We start from the raw sequence: 20714 nt of genomic DNA, 5'->3' as shown, positions 1-20714 counted from the left end.
TACGGTAACTAACCCCAGTTGAGTCGCAATTGAGACGGCTAGGACTTGCTGTCATTGATCATGGGCTGGGGGCTTGTTAGCCCAAACTAAAAAGTCCTAATTTGTCTACTCAATGCAATAGACAAAACATAAAAAAATCAGCGGATATTTTTGAAATACACATTGTTGTCAACACTGTGAATCTTACTGGTTCTAGCACTCGCTAGGGCCAACCTTCAATCTCCACAATTTCCATCGGTTGAGGCTGATGCTGCGTTTGTTAGAAGTTGGACTCACCCTCTTGCCGGTGATTCTGATGACGCCCCTGTTGGGGAATTATCTGTGGCGCGTTTTTAGTGATCAATCTAGTCTGCTCGATCGCCTCTGCACTCCCTGGGAGCAACGTCTCTTTCGCTGGATCACCGTTGACTCCAGTCAGTCGATGCCCACCGGTCAGTATCTGCGATCGCTCCTCTGGGTTAATGCCGTTACCGCAGTTCTCAGTTGGGGGTTACTCTCACTCCAGGCTTGGCTACCACTCAACCCCAGTCAGCGATCGCCTCTGCGCTGGGATTTGGCCCTGCACACGATCATTTCCTTCGTCACCAACACCGACCAGCAGCACTACAGCGGTGAGCTCAGCCTCAGCAATGCCAGCCAGATCGGGGTGATCGGCTTTTTGATGTTTACCTCAGCAGCTACGGGGCTGGCAGTAGGTATCGCTTTTGTCCGCGGCCTCGCCGGTCAGGGGCTGGGGAACTTTTATCGCGACTGGACCCTCAGCCTGACGCGAGTGCTGATCCCACTCTCCTTCAGCTTTGCCGTGATCTTGCTGGCGCTGGGGGTGCCTGAAACCCTCGATGGGGTGGCGATCGCTCAGACCTTGGATGGCTCGACTCAGGCAATCGCTCGGGGCCCGATCGCCCACCTTGAGGCAATCAAACTCTTGGGGGAAAACGGCGGCGGATTTCTGGCAGCCAATTCGGCCCATCCCTACGAAAACCCCAGCGCCCTCAGCAACTGGCTCGAAGCGATCGCCATGCTGGCCATTCCCGCAGCGCTACTCGACACCTATGGTCGCTTCCTAGGCAATCGACGACAGGCCTGGCTGCTGTTGGCCTTGGCAACCGCACTGTTGCTGGCCCTCGTCAGCCTCACTGCCAGCAGTGAAGCCGCCGGTAATCCTCTGCTACAAACTTGGCTGCAAGGCCCCAACTTGGAAGGGAAGGAAGTGCGGTTTGGCTGGCTGCAATCGTCCTTCTGGTCTGTGATCACCACCAGCACCATGACCGGCGCAGTCAACGCCGATCTCGATTCGCTGATGCCTTTGAGTGACCTCGCCCTGCTTTTTGCCCTATTTCTGCAGGTCATCTTTGGCGGGCAGGGACTGGGCGCCGCCTACCTCATCATCTTTGTGCTGCTCAGCATTTTCGTGACGGGGCTGATGGTCGGTCGCACGCCGGAATTCCAGGGCCGCAAAATCGAGAAGCCTCAAGTCGTTCTCGCCAGCCTGATCCTGCTGATCCATCCGCTCTTCGTCCTAATTCCAGGCGCGATCGCCCTCTCCCAACCCGATATTGTTCAGGGGCTGAGCCAAGCCGGTCCCCACGGGGTCAGCCAAGCCATCTACGAATACGCCTCCGCCAGTGCCAACAACGGTTCTGGGCTAGAAGGGATCGCCGACGACACACTCTGGTGGAACCTCAGTACCAGTGTGAGTCTGCTCGGAGGTCGCTTTATTCCGATCGCAGCACTCTTGGCCTTGGCGGCTGGCTTTGGTCAAAAGCCCCAACTCCCCCCGACGGCCGGCAGCCTGCGCAGCGATACGCCCCTGTTTACTGGCGTCACCGCGATTGTGGTCGTCATTCTGGGGGCTTTGACCTTTTTCCCCGTGCTGGCGCTGGGGCCGATCGCCGAAGCTCTGCAGGTCTATCGCTAATTGGACCGAATCCACTGTCCTCATTGCTGGATGGGCTAACCCATGTCCGTGCTTTCCCGTCATCATCGTGCGCCGGGTGGACCGCGATCGCAGCGCCGACACCTCGCTCAACCCCAACGCCAAGGACTGTATCGGCGCGCCTTTTTTGAAGCCTTTCGCAAACTCGATCCTCGCCAGGTCGTTCGCAATCCGGTGATGTTCGTCGTCTGGCTCGGCACGGTCCTTACGTTTCTGCTCGTCCTCGATCCAGGCTTATTTGGCAGCAGCAACGAGCCGGGAGCACGTTCGTTCAATGCTCTGATTTGCCTAACCCTGTTTCTGACGGTTTGGTTTGCCAACGCCGCTGAAGCGATCGCAGAAGGGCGCGGCAAAGCGCAGGCCGATGCCCTGCGAGCTACACAGACCCAGACCCTAGCGCGGCGACTGACGGCCGGCGGTACGGTCGAATCGGTCAACTCCCCGGAGCTTCGCAAGGGCGATCGCGTTGTCGTGGCAGCAGGAGAGATGATCCCTGCCGATGGCGAAGTGATTGCGGGGGTCGCCTCCGTCGATGAATCGGCGATTACCGGCGAATCGGCTCCTGTCCTCAAGGAAGCAGGCTCAGATGTAGCCAGTTCCGTCACTGGGGGGACGCGGGTGATCTCGGATCAATTGACGATTCAAATCACCTCCGAACCGGGCAAAGGCTTCATCGATCGCATGATCCAGCTGGTCGAAGGGGCCAAACGCAGCAAAACCCCGAACGAAATTGCCCTGACGGTGCTGTTGGCGGTTTTGACGCAAATCTTTCTGATTGCGATCGCGACGCTGTCACCGATCGCCACCTACCTCGGCAGTCCGACCCCCGTCGCCACGCTGATTGCTCTACTCGTCGCGTTGATTCCGACCACGATCGGCGGTCTCTTGAGTGCGATCGGCATCGCTGGCATGGATCGGGTGGCGCAATTTAATGTGATTGCAACTTCCGGTCGCGCCGTTGAAGCCTGCGGTGATATCAATACCCTCGTTCTCGACAAGACCGGCACGATTACCCTTGGCAACCGTTTAGCGGATTCCTTCATTTCTCTTGCTGGGCGATCGCCTGCAGATGTCGCTAGAGCGGCTTGGATTGCCAGCTATTTTGACAACACGCCGGAGGGCAAATCGATTGTCCGCTTGGCAGAAAGTCAGCTGGGGCAATTGGACTTTGACTGGCCATCGACCACCGGCATCGATTTTTCAGCACGGACTCGGATGAGTGGCACCGACACTTCGGATGGGCAGGAGTTTCGCAAAGGGGCGGTCGATGCGATTAAAGGCTTTGCGCGATCGCGAGGCGGCAGCATTCCCGCCGATTTAGACGCCGCCTTTGAACAGATCTCGCGCTTGGGCGGCACTCCGCTCGCCGTCTGTATCGACTCAGAAATCTACGGCGTCATCTACCTCAAAGACATCATCAAGACTGGCATTCGTGAGCGCTTCGATCAGCTGCGGCGCATGGGCATTCGTACCGTCATGCTGACCGGCGATAACCATCTGACCGCCTCGGTGATTGCGGCCGAAGCCGGGGTCGATGACTTCATTGCCGAAGCCACACCGGAAGACAAAATCGCCGTGATTCAAGCCGAGCAAAGCCAGGGCAAACTGGTGGCCATGACCGGGGATGGCACCAATGACGCCCCCGCTTTGGCCCAAGCCAATGTTGGTCTCGCCATGAATTCCGGCACCCAAGCCGCTAAGGAAGCCGCCAACATGGTCGATCTGGACTCAGACCCAACCAAGTTGATCGATGTGGTGACGATCGGCAAGCAATTGTTGATTACCCGCGGTGCCTTAACAACCTTTTCGATCGCCAACGATGTCGCCAAGTACTTTGCGATTTTGCCGGCCCTGTTCATCAACGCCGGGTTAGCCCCCTTGAATGTGATGGGTCTAGCCACCCCACGATCGGCGCTGCTGGCTGCGATGCTCTACAACGCCTTGATCATTCCAGCCTTGATTCCGCTGGCGCTCAAAGGTGTTAAATTCCGGCCCCTCACTGCCAACGAGCTGTTACAACGCAATCTCTTGATCTACGGACTGGGCGGCTTGATTGCACCATTTCTGGCGATTAAAGCGATCGATTCCGTGATTGTTCGTTCGGGGATTCTTTAGCATGACCCTCCATCTGGATCAGCCCCTCACCCTCTGGCTGGCTGTCGTAAGTTCTAGCTCAGCTGGCCCCAAGGTCGCCCTGCTGACCGGCATCTGTGCCCTCTCGGCCTACCTGTTCTACGTGATGTTCTATCCCGAGAAGTTCTAGTCATGCTGCTGCGCAACTTCCGTCCAGCCCTGCGAATCACCCTAGTTTTCTGGCTACTGACTGCGGTGATCTATCCCTTGGTTCTGTTCGTGATTGGCCAACTCGTCTTCCCATTCCAAGCCAATGGCAGTTTGCTGACCGATGCCCAAGGAACGGTGGTCGGCTCGCAACTGATCGGTCAGCCCTTCCAGAGCGATCGCTATTTCTGGGGACGCCCCAGTGCGATCGCCTACGCCACCGATCCTGCCGATCGACAGACTGGCATCTCCGGCAACCAACACCTCGGACCCACCAATCCACAGCTGCGCGATCGCATTGCTGCAGAAGCTCGACGGTTGCAGGCAGCAGGATTGTCGTCAATTCCCAGCGATTTACTCTACAGCTCCGCCTCGGGGCTCGATCCCCATATCTCCTCGGCGGCGGCTCAAGCCCAGGTTGCTCGTGTGGCCGCCGCTCGCCAGCGATCGCCCGAAGTGATTGCCGAACTCGTCGAGTGCTACCGCGATCGCCGGGTTTTCGGCCTGATCGGCGGTACAGGAATTAACGTCTTGCAACTTAACCGGGCCCTCGACTTACCGCAACCGTCAACCAGCCAAATTTGCCCGAAGCTCTAGGTAACCGACAACTTCAGCTAAACAGAGCCGCTCAGCAGATTGTCCGATATCCTGTCTGCTATGGGTTTTCAGTACGATGACGACGTGCCCGTTGCCATCCGCAGCGAGGTGCCAACTGCCAAAGCACGGACGAATCGGCTCCTGCCTTGGGTGGTGGGAGGGGCGGTTGCCGCGATCGCGATCGGCGCTTGGGCGATCGTTCAGCGGTCCTCTCCGACCCCAGAAGGGGTCGAAACACCAGCCGAGTCGACGGCTGCTACTCCCAACTCCTTGTTGGGACATCGCCCCTACGCCGATGCAGCACCTGAAAGCCTGACGCCCTTGGCTAGCAATGCCGCCATCCGTCTGCGATCGCCGGCTGCAAAAGCCTTTGACGAGTTACAAGCGGCGGCGGCCCGTGAGGGCGTTCGACTGGTGCCGCTCTCAGGCTTTCGCTCCAAGAAAGATCAGGAAGCTCTTTTTTTTGATGTGAAAGCCGAGCGCAATCAAAGTGTGACCGAGCGCGCGAGCGTCAGTGCGCCGCCCGGCTATAGCGAGCACCACACCGGCTATGCGATCGATATCGGCGCTGCCGATCAGCCCGCCACCCATCTCGAAACCACGTTCGAGCAAACGGCTGCCTTTCGCTGGCTTCAGGCCAATGCCAAACGTTTTAGCTTTGAGCTATCTTTTCCCCGCAATAATTTGCAGCAGGTCAGCTACGAACCTTGGCACTGGCGATTTGTTGGCGATCTGGAAAGTCTACGGCTGTTCTACGGCGATCGCAGCGGCACTCCGGCTCAGTGATTGATCCAGTTTGTCGGCAATGCCCGCAATCCAACGCTCGTCCTGCTGGGTGTAGCTGCGGGGAGCGCGGGCAGCAAGCAGCAACACACCGCGATTGCCCAACGGCTGACAGATCAAGCCCTGACTATTTGCGGGCAAGTAATTGAACTCAATTCGGCCTGGATAGAGCTTGAGATCAACCAAGTAGACGGCCTTACCGGTTTTCAGCACGCGCTCGACAATCGGACCGGGCTGAACCGGCACCGGCGGGGCTAAAATCCCGCGCCGCAGCAGCACCTGACCGTCGTACCAAATCAGCAGGGAGCCAGTGATCGTATTGGTCAATAGCAGCTTGGACGCCCAAGCTAATTCCTGACGGCTCGCTTCTGGCAACTGGTCATCGAGTTCAAAACCCTCTTCTCCCTCCAGCACGACCATCTCAGGTGGCACGGGCTGAACGCGTTGCCAGAGCAATCCACTCAAAATCAACAGGGCGCTGAGCAAGATCCCGAGGGCATCTGATCGCGATTGAGTGGGCAGTAGCTCGGGGGTAAGCGCCCGGTTGACCATCAACAACGTCCCCCCGATCGCACCAGCAATCAGGGGGAGACGCCGCAGCCAAACCGCTGAATCCGAGGCCATTTAGTCGAGGTAACCCATCAGGCTCGCTGCATCTTCCGGCTCATTGGAAGCGATCGGGCGATTGAACAGCTTCGGAGCTTGGCGCAGATTGCGATTGTCGGGGGCTTCCCAACGGGCGATCGGACGGCGACCCGCGATCGCAACCGTTTTAGCCACTTCGATTGACGAGGGCGAAATCGGCCGATTTTGGGGCAGTTGCAGGCTGGATTTAGGCTCCAGATCCACGGGCTGGGCTGCAAGTGTCAGGGCTTCTTCGGGATTTGCTGCCGTGCGGCTGCGTCGAGTAGTGCGGGGCGTTGTCTCTTCGGACATAGCAACCTCTGGCAGGAATATGTCTCTACGGTCTCTAGGTGAATTATAGAATCTGGTCTATCGATTCCAGCGTAGGGAGTCGTTGGAAATGGTGATGATCGCCATCGGCTAAGGTTATCGATTCAGCGATCGCGTTGGTAGGAGCCAGCGATCGATCCACCGCCCTAGGGATTTGCGTAATTGCCGTTGCCGTCGCCAGGACTGGAACTCCTTCTCGTAGACCTCGGGCGCTGGCTTCCAGGTTTGCCAGAAGCTCAGGAGGAGGCCAATAGTCCAAGGCACCAAAATGTAGAGACTCCAACCCAGCCCTTGGGTGGTGACCCAGTTGAGCAGAATCAGGCCAGCATTGACAATCAAAAACCGGATAGCCTGATCATTCCAGCGCTGCCAGCGCAGCTGATCAAAGTCCGTCTGCTCTTGATTCTGCAGTTGCAAACTGCGCCAATCTGTCTCGGCAGCCCGGAGTTCATCAGGGGAAATGCCCAATTCGGCTGCCATTTCCTGGAGCTGCTGAGCGCTGAACTCATCTTGCGCTGTCGATCGCGCGATCGCTCGCTGCAGAATTTCCTGCACATCTTCGAGGTTGTAGCGATCGGCCATAGTTCTATCCTCTCTGCCCCTAGTCTGCCACTCGCTTTGGGCTCTGATGTCAGCTTTCGATTACTTCAACGGTGACCATCTGCAGGCTGGCGTAATCACTGAGGAAATTGCGGATATTGCGGCCGCTGGCCACCATCAAGGCTGCGCTGACACCGCCACTGGCGATCGCCCCAGCCACCGGAATCAAGCTAGATACAGAGGAGGCAGCCGCCCGTGCCAGTAGACGACTGCCCAGCGTCGTCAAGGTTTGTTCCATCGCCGCTTTCGACAACTGGCCCAGAACTTGGTGAATGGCGTTACGCATCAACTGACTTCCAATCAGCGCCGCAAGTTCTGCGACCCCAATGCCAGCGGCAGCAGCCATCAACAGCGGTAAATGCCGGCGATCGTCCAGCTCGACGCCATGGATACGGAATAGCGCCGCCGCCAACCTCACTTGGCCGTAGAGGGTTTGGCCTGCATCAAACGACAAGCCAGCCAGTAAGGTCAGTGGGCCACCCAAGCCAGCGATCGTGCTCCAACCGGCTGTTCGCAAGGCGCTATTGGTAATAACTCGATCGCAGAGTTGCTGGCGATCACTGGGATCCGCGGCTTCAGCCATTAGGCGATCGGCCCAGCGAATACCATCACTGACAGCTCGCCGGAGCAGCGCACCCATCACAGGCAGCTGAATCAATTGCTGAGGATCGAGGGCAGCGGCCATCGGGGTGCTTAAGGGGGGATAGCTGTCAGGTTAGATCATGGCAGGGCTGGACGGGGGCACTGCAGTCGCCAACAGTTCCTGGACGATTGCAGCCGTCACCGGCGCTAGCAACAGCCCATTGCGATAGTGAGCCGTCGCCACAATCACATTGGGCCAGTCCGTCAGGCGCTCAATCACCGGCGCTGGTCGCCCCAGTGGGCGTGGGCGATAGCCTTGCCACGCCTGCAGCACTTCCGCTTGCTTGAGATCGGGCCAGAATTGTTCAGCCCGCGATCGCAGCATTTCTAGGTATTCCGGTTGCGGCGCGATCGCAATTTGATCTGGTGGAATTTCCACCGTCGCCCCGAGCCAAAACTCGCGATCGCCCAGGGGCACAAGGTGAATATCTTCGGCAGTGATCACCTGTTGAGGCCAACGATCATTTGGCCAGCGCATCCGCAACGCTTGTCCCATAACGGGTTGCATCGGTAATTCCAGCCCGAGTTGCTGTGCAATCGCTGTTGAGCCCAAGCCCGCACTGAGGATCAGCCAATCACAAGCGCGATCATTGACGACAATTTCACGATCGCCCGATCGCTGCAGGTTTTGCACCGGCTGGTTGAAGCAAAACTCGACCCCCCGTTGCTGCGCCGTAGTCACCAACGCCTGTGTCAGCGCAGTGGGATCAATCTGGCGATCGTAGGGCGACCAGACGGCGAGGGCGAATGGATCGGCCACCACACCGGGGATGCGATCGTGCAGTTCAGAGGGATCCCACAGTTCCAAGTCGTAACCCTGCTGGCGACGGATCGCTTGCAGCTGCTCCCAGCCGGGTCGTTCCGCCGGATCCATGACCAGCTTTAGTAGACCGGAATGGCCTGGAATGGGCTGACCGATCGCCGCTTCTAGTTCAGGAATCAAGCTTTGATAGCGAGCTAGGGTGCGCTGACGCAACTGCCAAAAACGGCCCTTGGTGCGCTGACAAAGGACGCCGATCAGGACCCCCAGAGCAGCACCGGTTGCACCGGTTGCTGGGCCAGCCGCCTGATCGATGACGGTGATCTGATAGCGCGGATCGGCACTGAGCTCGTAGGCTAAGCAAGCCCCGATCGCACCAGCACCGATGATGATCAACCGCTCGGGAGTCATCCGCTGCGATCGCCTAGAGGGTTGGGATTGCTTGCAAGAAAGCGTCGAAATCCACGATCGCTTCTTGGAACTGCTCGCGAGCCCGACGGACATCCCCGTCTTTGGCTGCATCATCCAAAGCGATTAGGTGATTAAACAGCGCTTGGGCCGTCTCAGCAGTTTCTGCTTTCAAGGCAGGATCAAGAAAAGTACGGCTGAGTGTCGCGGTTTCTCGACGCACATCGCCCAGCGGGCCCCGGATGAAGTTGCGGACGAAAGTCCAGTTTTCAGCAGCAATCAGTTGATCCAACTCTGGAAAGCGATCGCGCACCGCTTGCAGATTGGCTTGGGATTTTTCGATTTGCAGAATTTGGCTGTCGCTGTAGGTCGGCACAGTCGCTGCCGTGGGGCCGCCGCAGGCAACGAGCGCAGTAGAGAGCAAGGTAACCAAAACGAGCGCAACGGCTCGACGACAACGAGACCACAGGGTCATGGGTTCACGCAGAAAGCAGAGCAGCGAGCAAAGTCGCACTGCCTCTAGTCTAGGCAAGCCAGCGAGGAAGCTGGGGATTTGCACAGCCTAGGGTGAAGCGATCGCCGCCACTGGACCCCGACAGGGTGGCTGGGGATCGGCCTTGTATGATGAGAGAACCGTTCTGAAACCCCGCTACTACTATGTCCGCTGCGATCCAGTTCACGCGTGGAATTGACGAACCCGTCGTTCCTGATGTCCGTTTGACACGATCGCGCGATGGCCAAAACGGCACCGCAACCTTCTACTTCGATGAGCCCCAAGCTTTGGTGGGCGAGGTTCGCCAAGACATCACTGGCATGTATCTGCTCGACGATGAAGGTGAGCTAGCCACACGGGAAGTCAAGGCCAAATTCATTAACGGTCAACCAGCGGGTCTAGAAGCGGTTTACCTGATGCGCAGCCCCGAAGAATGGGATCGCTTTATGCGGTTTATGCAGCGCTATGCCGAAGCGAACGGTTTAGGTTTCACAGAAGCTTAGAACCCTGAAATAGTGCGGGAGCCAATCGGCTCGCAACAACGGAAGGCTGGTGGGTTGGATCGTCAGGATTCGACACCAGCCTTTAGTTTGAGTGAGGGAGAGCAACTAGCGATCGTTCCGCCTTGAGTTCAACCATTCGACCCAAACACCTCAACACGCTGTGAGGTGTTCACTGCCAAGGTCAATGTCGACTTGCTGGAATCACTGCGATCGCAGCCTGATCATGCACTCCGATGAACTGTTTGAGCAGACTAAATCGAGTAGTTGAGCGGGAACGATCGCGCTTGTTTGGGGCGTACAAACACCTGTTGTTCTGGCTCCAGTTGCAAATCCCGATAGCGATCGCGGGGTAAATGGGCAACCAAAACTTGGCCATCCTCAAGACGGACTTCAGCCTGCACTTCCCAACCCAAATGGACAATGCGATCGATGCGAGCCGGCACGGTTTCGGGAATCGGATCGATCGCAATTTCGATGTCGTGGGGACGCAGAAAGACTTCTGGGTGAGGCGTATCTAGACCGCCTGCTTGGAAAATGTGGGAACTGTTGGGTAGGACATTGACTGGCCCGATAAAGCTCATCACAAACGGGGTAGCGGGGTTGTCGTAGATTTCCGCAGGCGACCCAATTTGTTCTACTTTGCCGTGGTTCATAACAACAATTTGGTCAGCCACTTCCATTGCTTCTTCTTGGTCGTGGGTAACAAACACTGTCGTCACGTGCACTTCGTCGTGCAGCTTGCGCAGCCAGCTACGAAGGTCCTTACGCACCTTGGCATCCAAGGCACCAAAGGGCTCATCCAAGAGCAAGACTTGGGGTTGAACCGCTAAGGCCCGCGCCAAGGCAACCCGCTGCCGCTGCCCGCCCGACAACTGAGATGGATAGCGATCGCCCAACCCTGTCAGCTGCACGAGTTCCAGCAACTCTTCTACGCGAGCCCGGACTTTTTCCTTCGTGTGCTTGCGCAGTTCCAAACCAAAGGCAATGTTTTTACGCACCGTTAGATGCTTGAACAGTGCGTAGTGCTGGAAAACAAAACCGATTTGGCGATCGCGCACCGATTCATTGGTTGCATCGCGCCCAGTCAAAAAAATTCGCCCGCTATCAGGTTGTTCTAGCCCCGCAATCAGGCGCAGTAGCGTGGATTTCCCCGAGCCCGACGGCCCCAACAGAGCAACCAAGCTGCCGGTTTCCACCGTCAGATCTACATCCTTGACGGCTTGGAAACTCCCAAACTGCTTACTGACCTGACTGACTTGGATACCCACAGCTTTATCCTTCGGCACGCACAATGCGGACTGGCAACAATCTCCGGTTTCTACAAGGAAATTTAGGAGAATTTAGTTGCACCTTATGTCTGGCATGATACACTGCGCACAGTGAAAAATCTACGGTATCCCCGAAAAAATACCGTAGATTGCTTCCTCCGCTGTAACCCTTGCTCCCTGTCTCAGCTGATTGCCAGCCCCATTTCTCCAAGGACCCATGAAGACTGCCTGGACTCGCCGCTCCTTTCTCCAATCTGCTGCTTTGGCCACAGCCACTGTGATCACGATCGCAGCTTGCGGCGGTAACAATCAATCTTCTTCCGGTGGTAGCGGTCAACCCGTTGAAGTCACGCTGGTTTCCTACGCAGTCACCCAAGCGGCCTACGAGCAGATCATTCCCAAATTTGCCGCTCAGTGGACAGAAAAGACCGGCCAAGAGGTGCGGTTTAACCAAAGCTATGGCGGTTCAGGCTCGCAAACCCGCGCGGTTATTGATGGCCTCGAAGCTGATGTTGTCGCGCTTGCCTTAGAATCCGACATCAACCAAATCGAGAAAGCTGGCCTAATTCAGCCTGGCTGGCAACAACGGGTTCCCAATAACGGCATCATCACCAATTCAGTTGTGGCTTTGGTGACCCAAGAAGGCAATCCCAAGGGCATCAAAGATTGGACTGATCTGACCAAGCCCGGCGTTCGGATTGTGACGGCAAATCCTAAAACCTCTGGCGGGGCTCGCTGGAATTTCCTCGGGGCTTGGGGCTCTGTCACTCAGACCGGTGGCACAGAAGAGCAAGCCCTTCAGTTCACGACTGATATCTACAAGAACGTGCCAATCTTGGCCAAAGATGCACGGGAATCGACTGACGTTTTCACCAAGGGGCAAGCTGATGTTTTGCTCAACTATGAAAACGAACTCATTCTGGCTCAACAGAAAGGCGAGAAAGTCGATTACGCGATTCCGCCAGTCAATATCAATATTCAGGGGCCAGTAGCGGTCGTCGATACCTACACGGATAAGCACGGTACTCGCAAAGTGAGCGAGGCCTTTGTGCAGTTCTTGTTCACTCCCGAAGCCCAAGCAGAGTTTGCCAAAGTCGGTTTCCGTCCAGCTCTGCCCGAGGGAGTTGATCCTCAGCTGCTGGCCCCATTTCTGAAGATTCAAACTTGGTTTACCGTCGCAGATTTAGGTGGCTGGGCGAAGGTCCAACCGGAGTTCTTTGGTGGCGGCGGCTGGTCTGACAAGGTCCAGCAGGCGGTCGCCGGCCGCTAGGCGATCGCAGCCCGAGTCCTTCAAACCACAACGCCTCACCGTACGATTACTCTTTTGTTCGTTAGCGTCGCTCCATGTCTCTGCGCCTCCCTTCCCTCTCCTTCACTTGGCTGACTCGCTTGAGTTGGTCTTGGCGATTCACGTGGGTGTATCTCACCCTAATCCTGTTCATCCCGATCATCGCCTTGTTCCTCAAGTCGGCTTCCTTGCCGCTGGGAAGGATTTGGGAGTTGGCCACACAGCCGGTTGCCGTAGCGGCCTACGAGGTGACCTTTGGTCTCTCCTTGGCGGCAGCAGCGCTCAACGGTGTGTTTGGCGTAATTATTGCCTGGGTCCTGACCCGTTACGACTTCCCGGGCAAAAAGCTATTTGATAGCTTCATCGATCTCCCCTTTGCCCTGCCGACAGCAGTGGCAGGTCTGACCCTAGCCACGGTCTATAGCGACAAGGGCTGGATTGGGCAGTTCATTGCACCCTTTGGCGTTCAAATTGCCTTCACCCGCTGGGGGGTGTTGCTGGCGATGGTGTTCATCTCTCTGCCCTTTGTGATGCGGACGGTCGAGCCACTGCTGTTGGAACTGGAGGTGGAAGCAGAAGAAGCGGCCGCTTCCCTGGGGGCTAGCCCCAGTGAAACCTTTTGGCGCGTCATCTTACCGCCGATTCTCCCCGGGGTGCTGGCCGGCGTTGCCCAGGGTTTCTCGCGAGCCGTTGGCGAGTTTGGTTCGGTGGTGATCATCTCGGGTAACTTGCCCTTCGATGACTTGATTGCGCCGGTTCTGATTTTCGAACGACTGGAACAGTACGACTACGCGGGCGCCACCGTGATTGGCTCCGTCTTGCTGCTGTTTTCACTGGTGATTCTGTTCGTGATCAGCGCGCTCCAGAACTGGAGCAGCCGTTACAACGGCTAACCCACATTGCGGAGGATCTCGCGATGGCAACGCTCCGAATTCGACTTCAAGTGCCAAAGAAATATCGCGATCAGCCGTTGATGGGAGATGTGCTGGCGAGCTGTCAACTGCAGTTCAATATCCTCGCGGCGCATCTCGGTCCCAATCGTGAGGAAGACGGCTGGTTTGACGTCATGCTCACCGGGACTCCTGAAGACATTACTGCGGCTCTGGCGGTCTTACGCGATCGCGATATTGAGCTCTGGTCCGACACCGAAGACGAGTTTTAAGCATTGCCCTTTTGCAGGAGAGATTCGATGGTTCGCGAACCTGCCTCGACGCTACTACCGCCCACCTCGCCGGCGACTCCCGCTCCCCATCGTCTACTGATCGGGCGGCGGGGCATGGTCCCTACCGGCGCCAACGTCATCTGGAAAATTCAGTCTGGTTTGGTGCGCTCCTCTACTTGGGGAGAAGAAGGTGACATGATCAGCTTGGGTCTGTGGGGGCCGGGAGACCTGATTGGTCGTCCTCTCAGCTGCCTCGATCCCTACGAGCTCGAGTGCTTGACGGCAGTTGAGGTTGTGGCGGTCAGCGACCCAGCCTTGGAAAGCCATGAATCCTTAGTTCGCAGTCTCCGCTACACCGAACGGTTGCTGAGCATCACGCGGCTACGGCGAGCCGAAGCCAAATTGGCTAGTTTGCTGGGTTGGATTGGCGAGCGGTTTGGTCAGCCTGGGGCCACTGGCTGGGAGATTGACTTGCGTCGAATCCCCCTGACCCATCAGGTGATTGCCGAGTTGTCTGGGTCAACCCGTGTCACAACGACCCGTCTCTTGGGAGAATTTCGTCAGGCCGGGCGCATTCACCGGCGCGATCGCGCTTTGATTGTGCGCTACCCCGAGACGCTCTACCCGCCCGCGCGGCTCTCTGCCTAAGCGAGCGGCCATCCTGTCCTCTGTCTGCCGTTTTTGCCTCAACTCATGGTTGCTTTCGTCAAAGCCCGTCGCCAAATTGCGGGGGTCAAGGAGTCGAAATCTCTCCTGCCCTTGGCCTTAATTGGCATCTCTCTGCTCTATGTCGGTTTGATCATCATCATTCCGGCAGCCAATGTGGCAGTTCAAGCCTTTAGTGAAGGGCTGAGCGGTTTCATCAAGAACTTGGGCGATCGCAACCTGCAAGAGGCGATTCGACTCACTCTGTTAATGGGCGTGATCAGTGTTCCGCTCAACACCTTGTTTGGCCTAGCAGCTGCTTTTGCGATCGCTCGCAAACAGTTTCCGGGCAAATCACTGCTGTTGAGCGTGATTGACCTGCCATTTTCGATCTCACCGGTCGTTGCTGGTCTGATGATTGTCTTGCTTTACGGCCGCAACGGTTGGTTGGGGCCCCTGCTGGAAAGCAACGATATCAAGATTATTTTTGCTTGGCCCGGCATGGCCCTTGCCACCATTTTTGTCTCCATGCCCTTTGTGGCGCGGGAAGTCATTCCTAACCTCGAAGAAATTGGCACGGATGCTGAAGAGGCCGCCAGTACCCTTGGGGCTAACGGCTGGCAGACCTTTTGGCGGGTCACTCTACCGAGCATTAAGTGGAGCATGCTCTACGGCGTGGTCTTGACCACTGCCCGAGCCCTGGGTGAGTTTGGCGCTGTTTCGGTGGTCTCTGGCAGTATCACCGGCAAAACCCAAACCCTACCGCTGTTTGTTGAAGAAGCCTACAAGCAGTATCAAACGACTCTCTCCTATACAGCAGCATTACTGTTGGGAGGAATTTCCCTCGTCACCTTGGTCTTAAAGGCCCTTTTAGAAGCGCGAACAGGCCGACAAAGTCGAATTCACTAAACGCTCAGCCTTGAAATTTCTTTCGGCGGAATGATTGGAAGTTCTTCATTCATTCCGTTTCTTTTTGAATCTATTTTTTACAAAAATTGTCCTCTAGATGACAAGCTTCCGCGTCAGCTTTTGAACTAGCGTGCAAGAAGCTTTTCCAAATCTGATGTTATGAAAGTTAATCGCCGTGCAGTGCTGACCCTAGCAATTTTCGGGAGTCTGACTGCTTTGCCATCGCTGCTGCAATCTCAAGCAAATGCTCAGTCTCGGCCGGTTGAACTCACGTTAGTGAGCTATGCCGTTGCTAAGCCTGTCTTTGAGAAACTGATTCCTGAATTCCAAAAAGAATGGAAAGCCAAGACGGGGCAGACCGTCACTTTTAAGGAATCCTACGGTGCCTCTGGAGCCCAAACCCGCGCTGTCCTCGGCGGATTAGAGGCCGACATCTTGGCTCAGAACATCACGAGTAATGTCACACCACTGGTCGAGAAGGGTTTAGTTCGCTCCAATTGGAATACCCGCCTCCCCAACAGTGCTTCGCCAGCAACGACAGTCATGGCAATTATCGTGCGGCCGGGCAATCCTAAAAAAATTCAAACCTGGACCGATTTAGCAAAGCCTGACGTCAGCCTTGTTTCGCTCAACCCCAAAACTTCCGGCAATGCGCGCTGGGGAATTTTGGCGGGTTATGGCTCTGTTTTGAAAGCGCAAGGTGCCACCCCAGCTCGCAATTTTCTATTTAGCTTTGCCAAAAATATCAAGACCCAAGTTAATTCTGGGCGCGAAGCAACGGATGCCTTTGTTAAAAATCGCGTTGGAGATGCCCTGATTAATTTTGAGAACGAAATCATTGTGACCAATGAAGCCGTTCCGAGAGATTTTCCCTACGTTGTTCCCTCAGCGAACGTCCGCGTCGACTTCCCGGTCACGGTGATTGATACTGTTGTCGATAAGCGCGGTACGCGGCGCGTGGCTGAGGCTTTTACCCAATTTCTCTTTACCCCCAAAGCCCAAGCCATCTATGCCGAAGCTGGCTATCGCCCTTTTGATCGCCAAGTTTTCCAACGCTACGCCAAGCAATTCAAGCCCGTGCAGCAGTTGCGCACGATCGCAGATTTTGGGGGCTGGCCGACCATCGACAAAACCCTCTACGCCGATGGTGCGCTGTTTGATCAGGCCCAAAAAGCCGCTCGCTAATGGCCAAATTAAGCCGTTGGGAAACCTGGGGCAGTCGGAGTTTGCGGCTGGCGATCGCACTCTACGCATTCGGAGTGGTGGGGTTTCCCCTGCTGGCCTTACTTCGGGCTGCTTGGCTGCAACCCGCTGAGAACCTCCGCAATTTACTCACCCAAGAACTCGCGATCGCGGCTTTTCAGCTTTCCTTAACCGCAGCTTTTGGGGCAGCGATTTTTAACACCATTCTCGGCCTGCTCTTGGCTTGGATTTTGGTGCGCTATCAGTTCCCAGGCAAGCGGCTGGCAGATGCCCTGATCGATCTCCCCTTTGCCCTGTCCGGGGTGGTTGCTGGCATCGCCCTGTTTAGCCTTTACGGCCCTAACGGTACAATCGGCCAATTCTGGCAGCCCGGAACCTTCTTGGGTCAACTGCTGACCCGCTTCGGCATTGAAGACTTCAACTTCACGGCCTCTCAACTCGGCGTGATCTTCGCCATGGTCTACGTGACGCTGCCCTTTGTGATGCGGACGGTGCAGCCCGTCTTAGCGGAGTTAGAGCCCGAGATCGAGGAAGTAGCAGCGACCCTCGGGGCCACCCCTAGCCAGACCTTCTGGCGCGTGCTGTTTCCGCAACTGATTCCCGCTTTGGTAACCGGCTTTAGCTTGGCGCTGGCGCGGGGGTTGGGGGAGTACGGCTTGGTCACGATCATTTCCGGCAACCTGCCCTACAAAACCTTGGTCGCCACGGTCTACGTCTATCAGCGCTTTGAAGAGTTTGATATCAGCGGGGCAACAGCTGTGTCATTGGTGCTGTTGATTGTGTCGCTCTTGCTCCTCGCCGTCACCAACAGCCTGGGGCTCTGGTTCCGTTTCTCCCACAAGTACTGATGGCTCCCTCTGTCTTCGTGCGATCGCCCGCTGTCTCAGCCCGCCCTTGGCAGGCCTACCTGTTGATTGGCATAGGGCTGGCGTTTCTGACGGCGATTGTCCTGCTGCCCTTAGTCGTCGTGTTCTGGGAAGCGCTACGTGAAGGGTTGGCAGCCTACTGGCAAGGCATCCAGCAACCCGAAGCCCTCCATGCTATTCGCTTGACGCTGCTGATTACCGCAGTCGCAATTCCGCTGAATACCTTATTTGGCGTAGCGATCGCTTGGGTCTTGGTGCGGCAATCCTTTCCAGGTCAGGCGATCGTTCTGGCTTTGTTGGATCTACCGCTCTCCATTTCGCCAGTGGTTGCCGGCTTCATGCTGATTTTGCTCTACAGCCCCCAAATTGGCTGGCTAGCCGATTTGGTCAACCGCTGGGATTTGAAGATTGTCTTCGCCACGCCAGGGCTGGTCTTGACGGTGATGTTCGTGACGATTCCCTTCGTCGCCCGCGAAGTATTTCCTGTTTTGCAAACTCTCAGTCGGGAGGATGAAGAAGCCGCCCAGAGTTTGGGAGCCACGACCTGGCAGACCTTCTGGCGGGTGACCCTGCCTATGATTCGACCGGCTTTGCTCTACGGCATCATCCTCAGCACCGCGCGGGCAATCGGGGAGTTTGGTGCCGTCTCCGTAGTTTCGGGCAAGATTATCGGCTCGACCAATACCCTGACGCTGCACGTCGAGCGGGTCTATCTGGAGTACCAAGCGACGGCTGCCTTTGCCTGCGCTTCTCTCTTGGCGATCGTGGCGCTGCTGACCCTGGTACTCCAGTACTGGATTCAGCAACAGCCCAGCAGCGCTGCCAAGAACCGCCAACACTGACTTTTTCGTTGCTACCCCACTCGTTCATCGGGGAGTTAGCCCCTGAAATCCCCTGTAGTGCGCAGAACCCATGGTCAGGATTCAGCAGTCGTGCAATAATCACCAATAAATCGATCGGGTTTTAGTTGTTTGAGGTTGAGTATGTCCGTGCGATCGCTCCGCTGGCCGCGCCAAAAGGCGTTCCTAGCGGTGATTTCTCTTGTTGTTGCCGTCCTTTTGGCTGTCCCGGGCTGGCTGACACCAGCGACCGCTGCCTCCCAGGCAACCGTGCAATTTGTGGCGCCGACTTGGGCTGCAGAACGGCTGAATAATAAACAGCTAAAAATTCTTGATGTCCGCACCAACCCCCTGGCCTACATCGAGGGCCACCTCCCCGGGGCAGTCAATATTGCCGATGCCGCCTATCGGGGACCGAATGGCTTCTTGCCGGTGCAGATTTGGGATCCCGAAAAACTGGCGTCGCTCTTTGGTCGAGCTGGGGTCAGCAACAACGACACTGTTTTGGTTTACTCCGACGGCAATGATGTCCTCGGTGCAACCTTGGTGGCCTATCTGCTCGAGCGATCGGGGGTGCAGAACATCGCTGTGCTCGATGGGGGCTACAAGGGCTACAAGGATGCAGGTCTACCGGTGACCAAAGAGTATCCGCGTTACCAAGCAGCGCGGTTTGCGCCCAAGGACAATCGTGCATTTCGGGTTGATATCAAGCAGGTTGAACAGTTGACGGGTAAATCCACGTTTGTTGACCCGCGCCCGCCGGCGCTGTTTAGCGGGGAGCAACAGGTATTTATTCGCAACGGCCACATTCCGGGGGCCCGCAACATTCCTTGGCCGACCTTCACCGAAGCGAACAACGCCAATGAGAGTCTGAAAAATCCGCACAAACTGAAGCCCCTCTCAGAGCTGAAAGCAATTCTGGAAGCCAAAGGGGTGACACCGGATAAAGATGTGATCGTTACCTGCAGCACGGGTCGCGAGGCTAGCTTGCAGTACCTCGTGCTCAAGCACCTGCTCAAGTATCCGAAGGTGCGGATCTACGAAGGGTCTTGGACCGAATACAGCGCTAGCAATCTGCCGGTTGAAACTGGTCCCGATCGCGTTTAATCCCCGGCGCTGGACTTGAATTGTTTGTGTTAGGCCACGATCGCACTTCTCATCAGCGATCTGGCCTTTCTTGCCTCTTCCATTTGGGTTTCAAACAGATGTCACAATCGCGTTGGTTCTCTAGACCGATTCTTTCCCTCAGCTTGGGGGTACTGAGCTTGGGGTTGCCCCTATGGCTAGCCAGTGCTGCCGTTGCCAGTGGTGGCGGCGGCTGTGAGCCTCCCAGCCAGCACAAAACCCACGCAACCTAACCGTAAGTAACTGTCGTTTGCACAGCCATGGCCAGTAGTGACGTTCCCTCCTTTGCTCCCGATCAGGCACTCCCACAGTGGCGACTGTTCTGGGGCAGCAGCGCTGCCGTCATTGCGATCGCGATCGCAGCGAGTTTACATGGTGGGCGGCAGACGATGTTGTTATTGCTGGGTGCAGCGATCGGGGCCGTTCTGTATCACGGGCGCTTTGGGTTTAGCAGCGGGTTTCGCAAACTGCTACAGCGTCAGGATGGCAATCCTGCCTTGGCGCAGTTGTGGTTGTTGGCGCTAACCTCGATCGCTTTTGCTGGCGTTTTTAGCCTGGCGGAACTCAGGGGTTGGGAGCTACGACCCGCGATCGCGCCGGTGGGCTGGGCTAGTCTGGGCGGAGCTTTCCTATTTGGCATTGGCATGCAGCTCAGCCGCGCCTGTGGTTGCGGTACTTTGGCAGCCGTTGGCGGCGGTTCTTACAACCTATTGATCACCCTGATTGCCTTTGGCATCGGGGCGTTTGGGGCGACCTTGACACGGCCGCTGTGGAGCCAGCTTCCTGCTTGGGAGCCTGGTCTTTTGCCAGCCAATTGGGTTGGGGCAGTGCCCTCCTCCTGCAACTGTGGCTGCTCTTAATTCTGGCCGTGGCTCTCTGGCGCTGGGCACCCCTGCCGATGGTCAAATCTCGGCGGCTCTGGCTGGCGGCGACAGCGACCGCCCTGCTTTATACCGGCACCCTCGTGGTTGACGGCCAACCTTGGCGAGTGACCTGGGGCTTGGCTCTGACGACTGCGCAAGTTGCCCAAAACTTGGGCTGGGATCCCCAGAGCAGCGTCTTTTGGGGGCGCCAACTGGGACGCCTCAGCAGCAGCTTACTGGCAGACCCCAGTGTGATCACCGATCTAGGTCTGATTTTGGGTGCTTTGACGGCTGCCGCCTATGAAGGCCGCTGGCGCTGGCAAGGTAGCCTCCAACCCCATGCAGTTGGGCTCTCGATCGCAGGCGGATTGAGTATGGGCTTTGGAGCATTTCTGGCGGCCGGCTGTAATATCAGCGCCTATTTGGCCGGTATTGCCTCCACCAGTTTGCATGGCTGGGTCTGGCTGGTTGCGGCACTCCTAGGGTCTTGGGTCGGCATTCACTTGCGATCGCGCTGGCAACCGAGTTCGCCACCTGCTTCAACCAATCTGAGCTAGTAGCTCCTGAGGGGACTGCGATCGCTGATCAAG

At 56.8% G+C, this 20714-nt stretch carries 25 protein-coding genes; 18 read left to right on the top strand and 7 right to left on the bottom strand.

Annotation, left to right across the window (positions count from 1 at the left end):
- Window positions 1–244: 244 nt before the first annotated feature.
- The 5 genes from kdpA to SYC_RS12740 are packed head-to-tail and all read left to right on the top strand — an operon-like array spanning window position 245 to window position 5599.
- The gene (gene kdpA, locus SYC_RS12755) at window positions 245–1918 is read left to right on the top strand and encodes a potassium-transporting ATPase subunit KdpA (protein ID WP_196794074.1); all 1674 of its coding nucleotides are present in this window, start codon (window positions 245–247) and stop codon (window positions 1916–1918) included.
- 42 nt (window positions 1919–1960) lie between these two features.
- Window positions 1961–4051: a potassium-transporting ATPase subunit KdpB gene (kdpB, locus tag SYC_RS12750; protein ID WP_011244730.1), complete on the top strand. Its 2091-nt coding sequence runs from the start codon at window positions 1961–1963 to the stop codon at window positions 4049–4051.
- A 1-nt stretch (window position 4052) separates the two neighbouring features.
- Window positions 4053–4199 carry a potassium-transporting ATPase subunit F gene (locus tag SYC_RS13670; protein ID WP_011378136.1) on the top strand — a complete coding sequence of 49 codons (147 nt, stop codon included), beginning with the start codon at window positions 4053–4055 and terminating at the stop codon, window positions 4197–4199.
- A gap of 5 nt (window positions 4200–4204) precedes the next feature.
- Window positions 4205–4813, top strand: coding sequence for a K(+)-transporting ATPase subunit C (kdpC, locus tag SYC_RS12745; RefSeq protein ID WP_173282581.1), 609 nt, complete (start codon window positions 4205–4207; stop codon window positions 4811–4813).
- Window positions 4814–4873: 60 nt separating this feature from the next.
- The gene (locus SYC_RS12740; RefSeq protein WP_011244728.1) at window positions 4874–5599 is read left to right on the top strand and encodes a M15 family metallopeptidase; all 726 of its coding nucleotides are present in this window, start codon (window positions 4874–4876) and stop codon (window positions 5597–5599) included.
- Here the strand turns inward: SYC_RS12740 and SYC_RS12735 are convergent.
- The 6 genes from SYC_RS12735 to psbQ form a co-directional block, all read right to left on the bottom strand.
- On the bottom strand, window positions 5555–6220 hold the full coding sequence (locus SYC_RS12735) for a cofactor assembly of complex C subunit B (protein ID WP_011244727.1): 666 nt from the start codon (window positions 6218–6220) through the stop codon (window positions 5555–5557). The two genes, SYC_RS12740 and SYC_RS12735, sit on opposite strands and share 45 nt — an antisense overlap.
- Entirely contained in the window at window positions 6221–6532 is a 312-nt protein-coding gene (locus SYC_RS12730) for a hypothetical protein (protein WP_011244726.1), read from the bottom strand.
- 114 nt (window positions 6533–6646) lie between these two features.
- Entirely contained in the window at window positions 6647–7132 is a 486-nt protein-coding gene (locus tag SYC_RS12725) for a 2TM domain-containing protein (RefSeq protein WP_011244725.1), read from the bottom strand.
- 49 nt (window positions 7133–7181) lie between these two features.
- A complete protein-coding gene (locus SYC_RS12720) occupies window positions 7182–7835 on the bottom strand; it encodes a hypothetical protein (protein ID WP_011244724.1) in 654 nt (217 codons plus the stop codon).
- 30 nt (window positions 7836–7865) lie between these two features.
- Window positions 7866–8963, bottom strand: a complete 1098-nt coding sequence (locus tag SYC_RS12715) for an NAD(P)/FAD-dependent oxidoreductase (protein ID WP_011244723.1) — start codon at window positions 8961–8963, stop codon at window positions 7866–7868.
- 13 nt (window positions 8964–8976) lie between these two features.
- Complete coding sequence (psbQ, locus tag SYC_RS12710) at window positions 8977–9435, bottom strand: photosystem II protein PsbQ (protein WP_231621287.1); 459 nt, start codon at window positions 9433–9435, stop codon at window positions 8977–8979.
- 182 nt (window positions 9436–9617) lie between these two features.
- Between psbQ and psb28 the strand changes: the two genes are divergently transcribed.
- Window positions 9618–9956 carry a photosystem II reaction center protein Psb28 gene (psb28, locus tag SYC_RS12705; RefSeq protein WP_011244721.1) on the top strand — a complete coding sequence of 113 codons (339 nt, stop codon included), beginning with the start codon at window positions 9618–9620 and terminating at the stop codon, window positions 9954–9956.
- A gap of 251 nt (window positions 9957–10207) precedes the next feature.
- Here psb28 and SYC_RS12700 read toward each other — a convergent pair whose 3' ends face one another.
- Window positions 10208–11224: a sulfate/molybdate ABC transporter ATP-binding protein gene (locus SYC_RS12700; protein WP_011378138.1), complete on the bottom strand. Its 1017-nt coding sequence runs from the start codon at window positions 11222–11224 to the stop codon at window positions 10208–10210.
- A gap of 217 nt (window positions 11225–11441) precedes the next feature.
- Here SYC_RS12700 and SYC_RS12695 point away from each other — a divergent pair, with 217 nt between their 5' ends.
- The 12 genes from SYC_RS12695 to SYC_RS13395 all read left to right on the top strand — a co-directional run bounded on the left by SYC_RS12695 (window position 11442) and on the right by SYC_RS13395 (window position 20681).
- Complete coding sequence (locus SYC_RS12695) at window positions 11442–12494, top strand: sulfate ABC transporter substrate-binding protein (RefSeq protein WP_011244719.1); 1053 nt, start codon at window positions 11442–11444, stop codon at window positions 12492–12494.
- A gap of 74 nt (window positions 12495–12568) precedes the next feature.
- Window positions 12569–13405, top strand: a complete 837-nt coding sequence (cysT, locus tag SYC_RS12690; RefSeq protein WP_011244718.1) for a sulfate ABC transporter permease subunit CysT — start codon at window positions 12569–12571, stop codon at window positions 13403–13405.
- Window positions 13406–13428: 23 nt separating this feature from the next.
- On the top strand, window positions 13429–13674 hold the full coding sequence (locus SYC_RS12685; protein WP_011244717.1) for an NIL domain-containing protein: 246 nt from the start codon (window positions 13429–13431) through the stop codon (window positions 13672–13674).
- Between the two features lie 27 nt (window positions 13675–13701).
- Window positions 13702–14322, top strand: coding sequence for a Crp/Fnr family transcriptional regulator (locus tag SYC_RS12680; RefSeq protein WP_011244716.1), 621 nt, complete (start codon window positions 13702–13704; stop codon window positions 14320–14322).
- Window positions 14323–14367: 45 nt separating this feature from the next.
- A complete protein-coding gene (gene cysW / locus SYC_RS12675; protein ID WP_011244715.1) occupies window positions 14368–15228 on the top strand; it encodes a sulfate ABC transporter permease subunit CysW in 861 nt (286 codons plus the stop codon).
- A gap of 159 nt (window positions 15229–15387) precedes the next feature.
- Window positions 15388–16413, top strand: a complete 1026-nt coding sequence (locus tag SYC_RS12670) for a sulfate ABC transporter substrate-binding protein (RefSeq protein WP_011244714.1) — start codon at window positions 15388–15390, stop codon at window positions 16411–16413.
- Window positions 16413–17279 (top strand): sulfate ABC transporter permease subunit CysT, encoded by an 867-nt coding sequence (cysT, locus tag SYC_RS12665; protein ID WP_011244713.1) that lies wholly within the window; start codon window positions 16413–16415, stop codon window positions 17277–17279. The genes SYC_RS12670 and cysT (SYC_RS12665) overlap by 1 nt, the downstream gene beginning before the upstream one ends.
- On the top strand, window positions 17279–18139 hold the full coding sequence (cysW, locus tag SYC_RS12660; RefSeq protein WP_011244712.1) for a sulfate ABC transporter permease subunit CysW: 861 nt from the start codon (window positions 17279–17281) through the stop codon (window positions 18137–18139). The genes cysT (SYC_RS12665) and cysW (SYC_RS12660) overlap by 1 nt, the downstream gene beginning before the upstream one ends.
- Window positions 18140–18280: 141 nt before the next feature.
- Entirely contained in the window at window positions 18281–19243 is a 963-nt protein-coding gene (locus SYC_RS12655) for a sulfurtransferase (protein ID WP_011244711.1), read from the top strand.
- Between the two features lie 98 nt (window positions 19244–19341).
- Complete coding sequence (locus SYC_RS13925; protein ID WP_155813932.1) at window positions 19342–19494, top strand: hypothetical protein; 153 nt, start codon at window positions 19342–19344, stop codon at window positions 19492–19494.
- A 27-nt stretch (window positions 19495–19521) separates the two neighbouring features.
- Window positions 19522–20121 (top strand): YeeE/YedE thiosulfate transporter family protein, encoded by a 600-nt coding sequence (locus tag SYC_RS13400; protein WP_011244710.1) that lies wholly within the window; start codon window positions 19522–19524, stop codon window positions 20119–20121.
- A complete protein-coding gene (locus SYC_RS13395) occupies window positions 20031–20681 on the top strand; it encodes a YeeE/YedE thiosulfate transporter family protein (protein ID WP_162010032.1) in 651 nt (216 codons plus the stop codon). The genes SYC_RS13400 and SYC_RS13395 overlap by 91 nt, the downstream gene beginning before the upstream one ends.
- The last annotated feature ends 33 nt before the right edge of the window (window positions 20682–20714 follow it).

It is taken from the genome of Synechococcus elongatus PCC 6301 (assembly GCF_000010065.1).
Classification (GTDB): Bacteria; Cyanobacteriota; Cyanobacteriia; order Synechococcales; family Synechococcaceae; genus Synechococcus; species Synechococcus elongatus.
The sequence above is the reverse complement of the archived record's forward strand: the minus strand, read 5'-3'. Positions and strand labels throughout refer to the sequence as shown.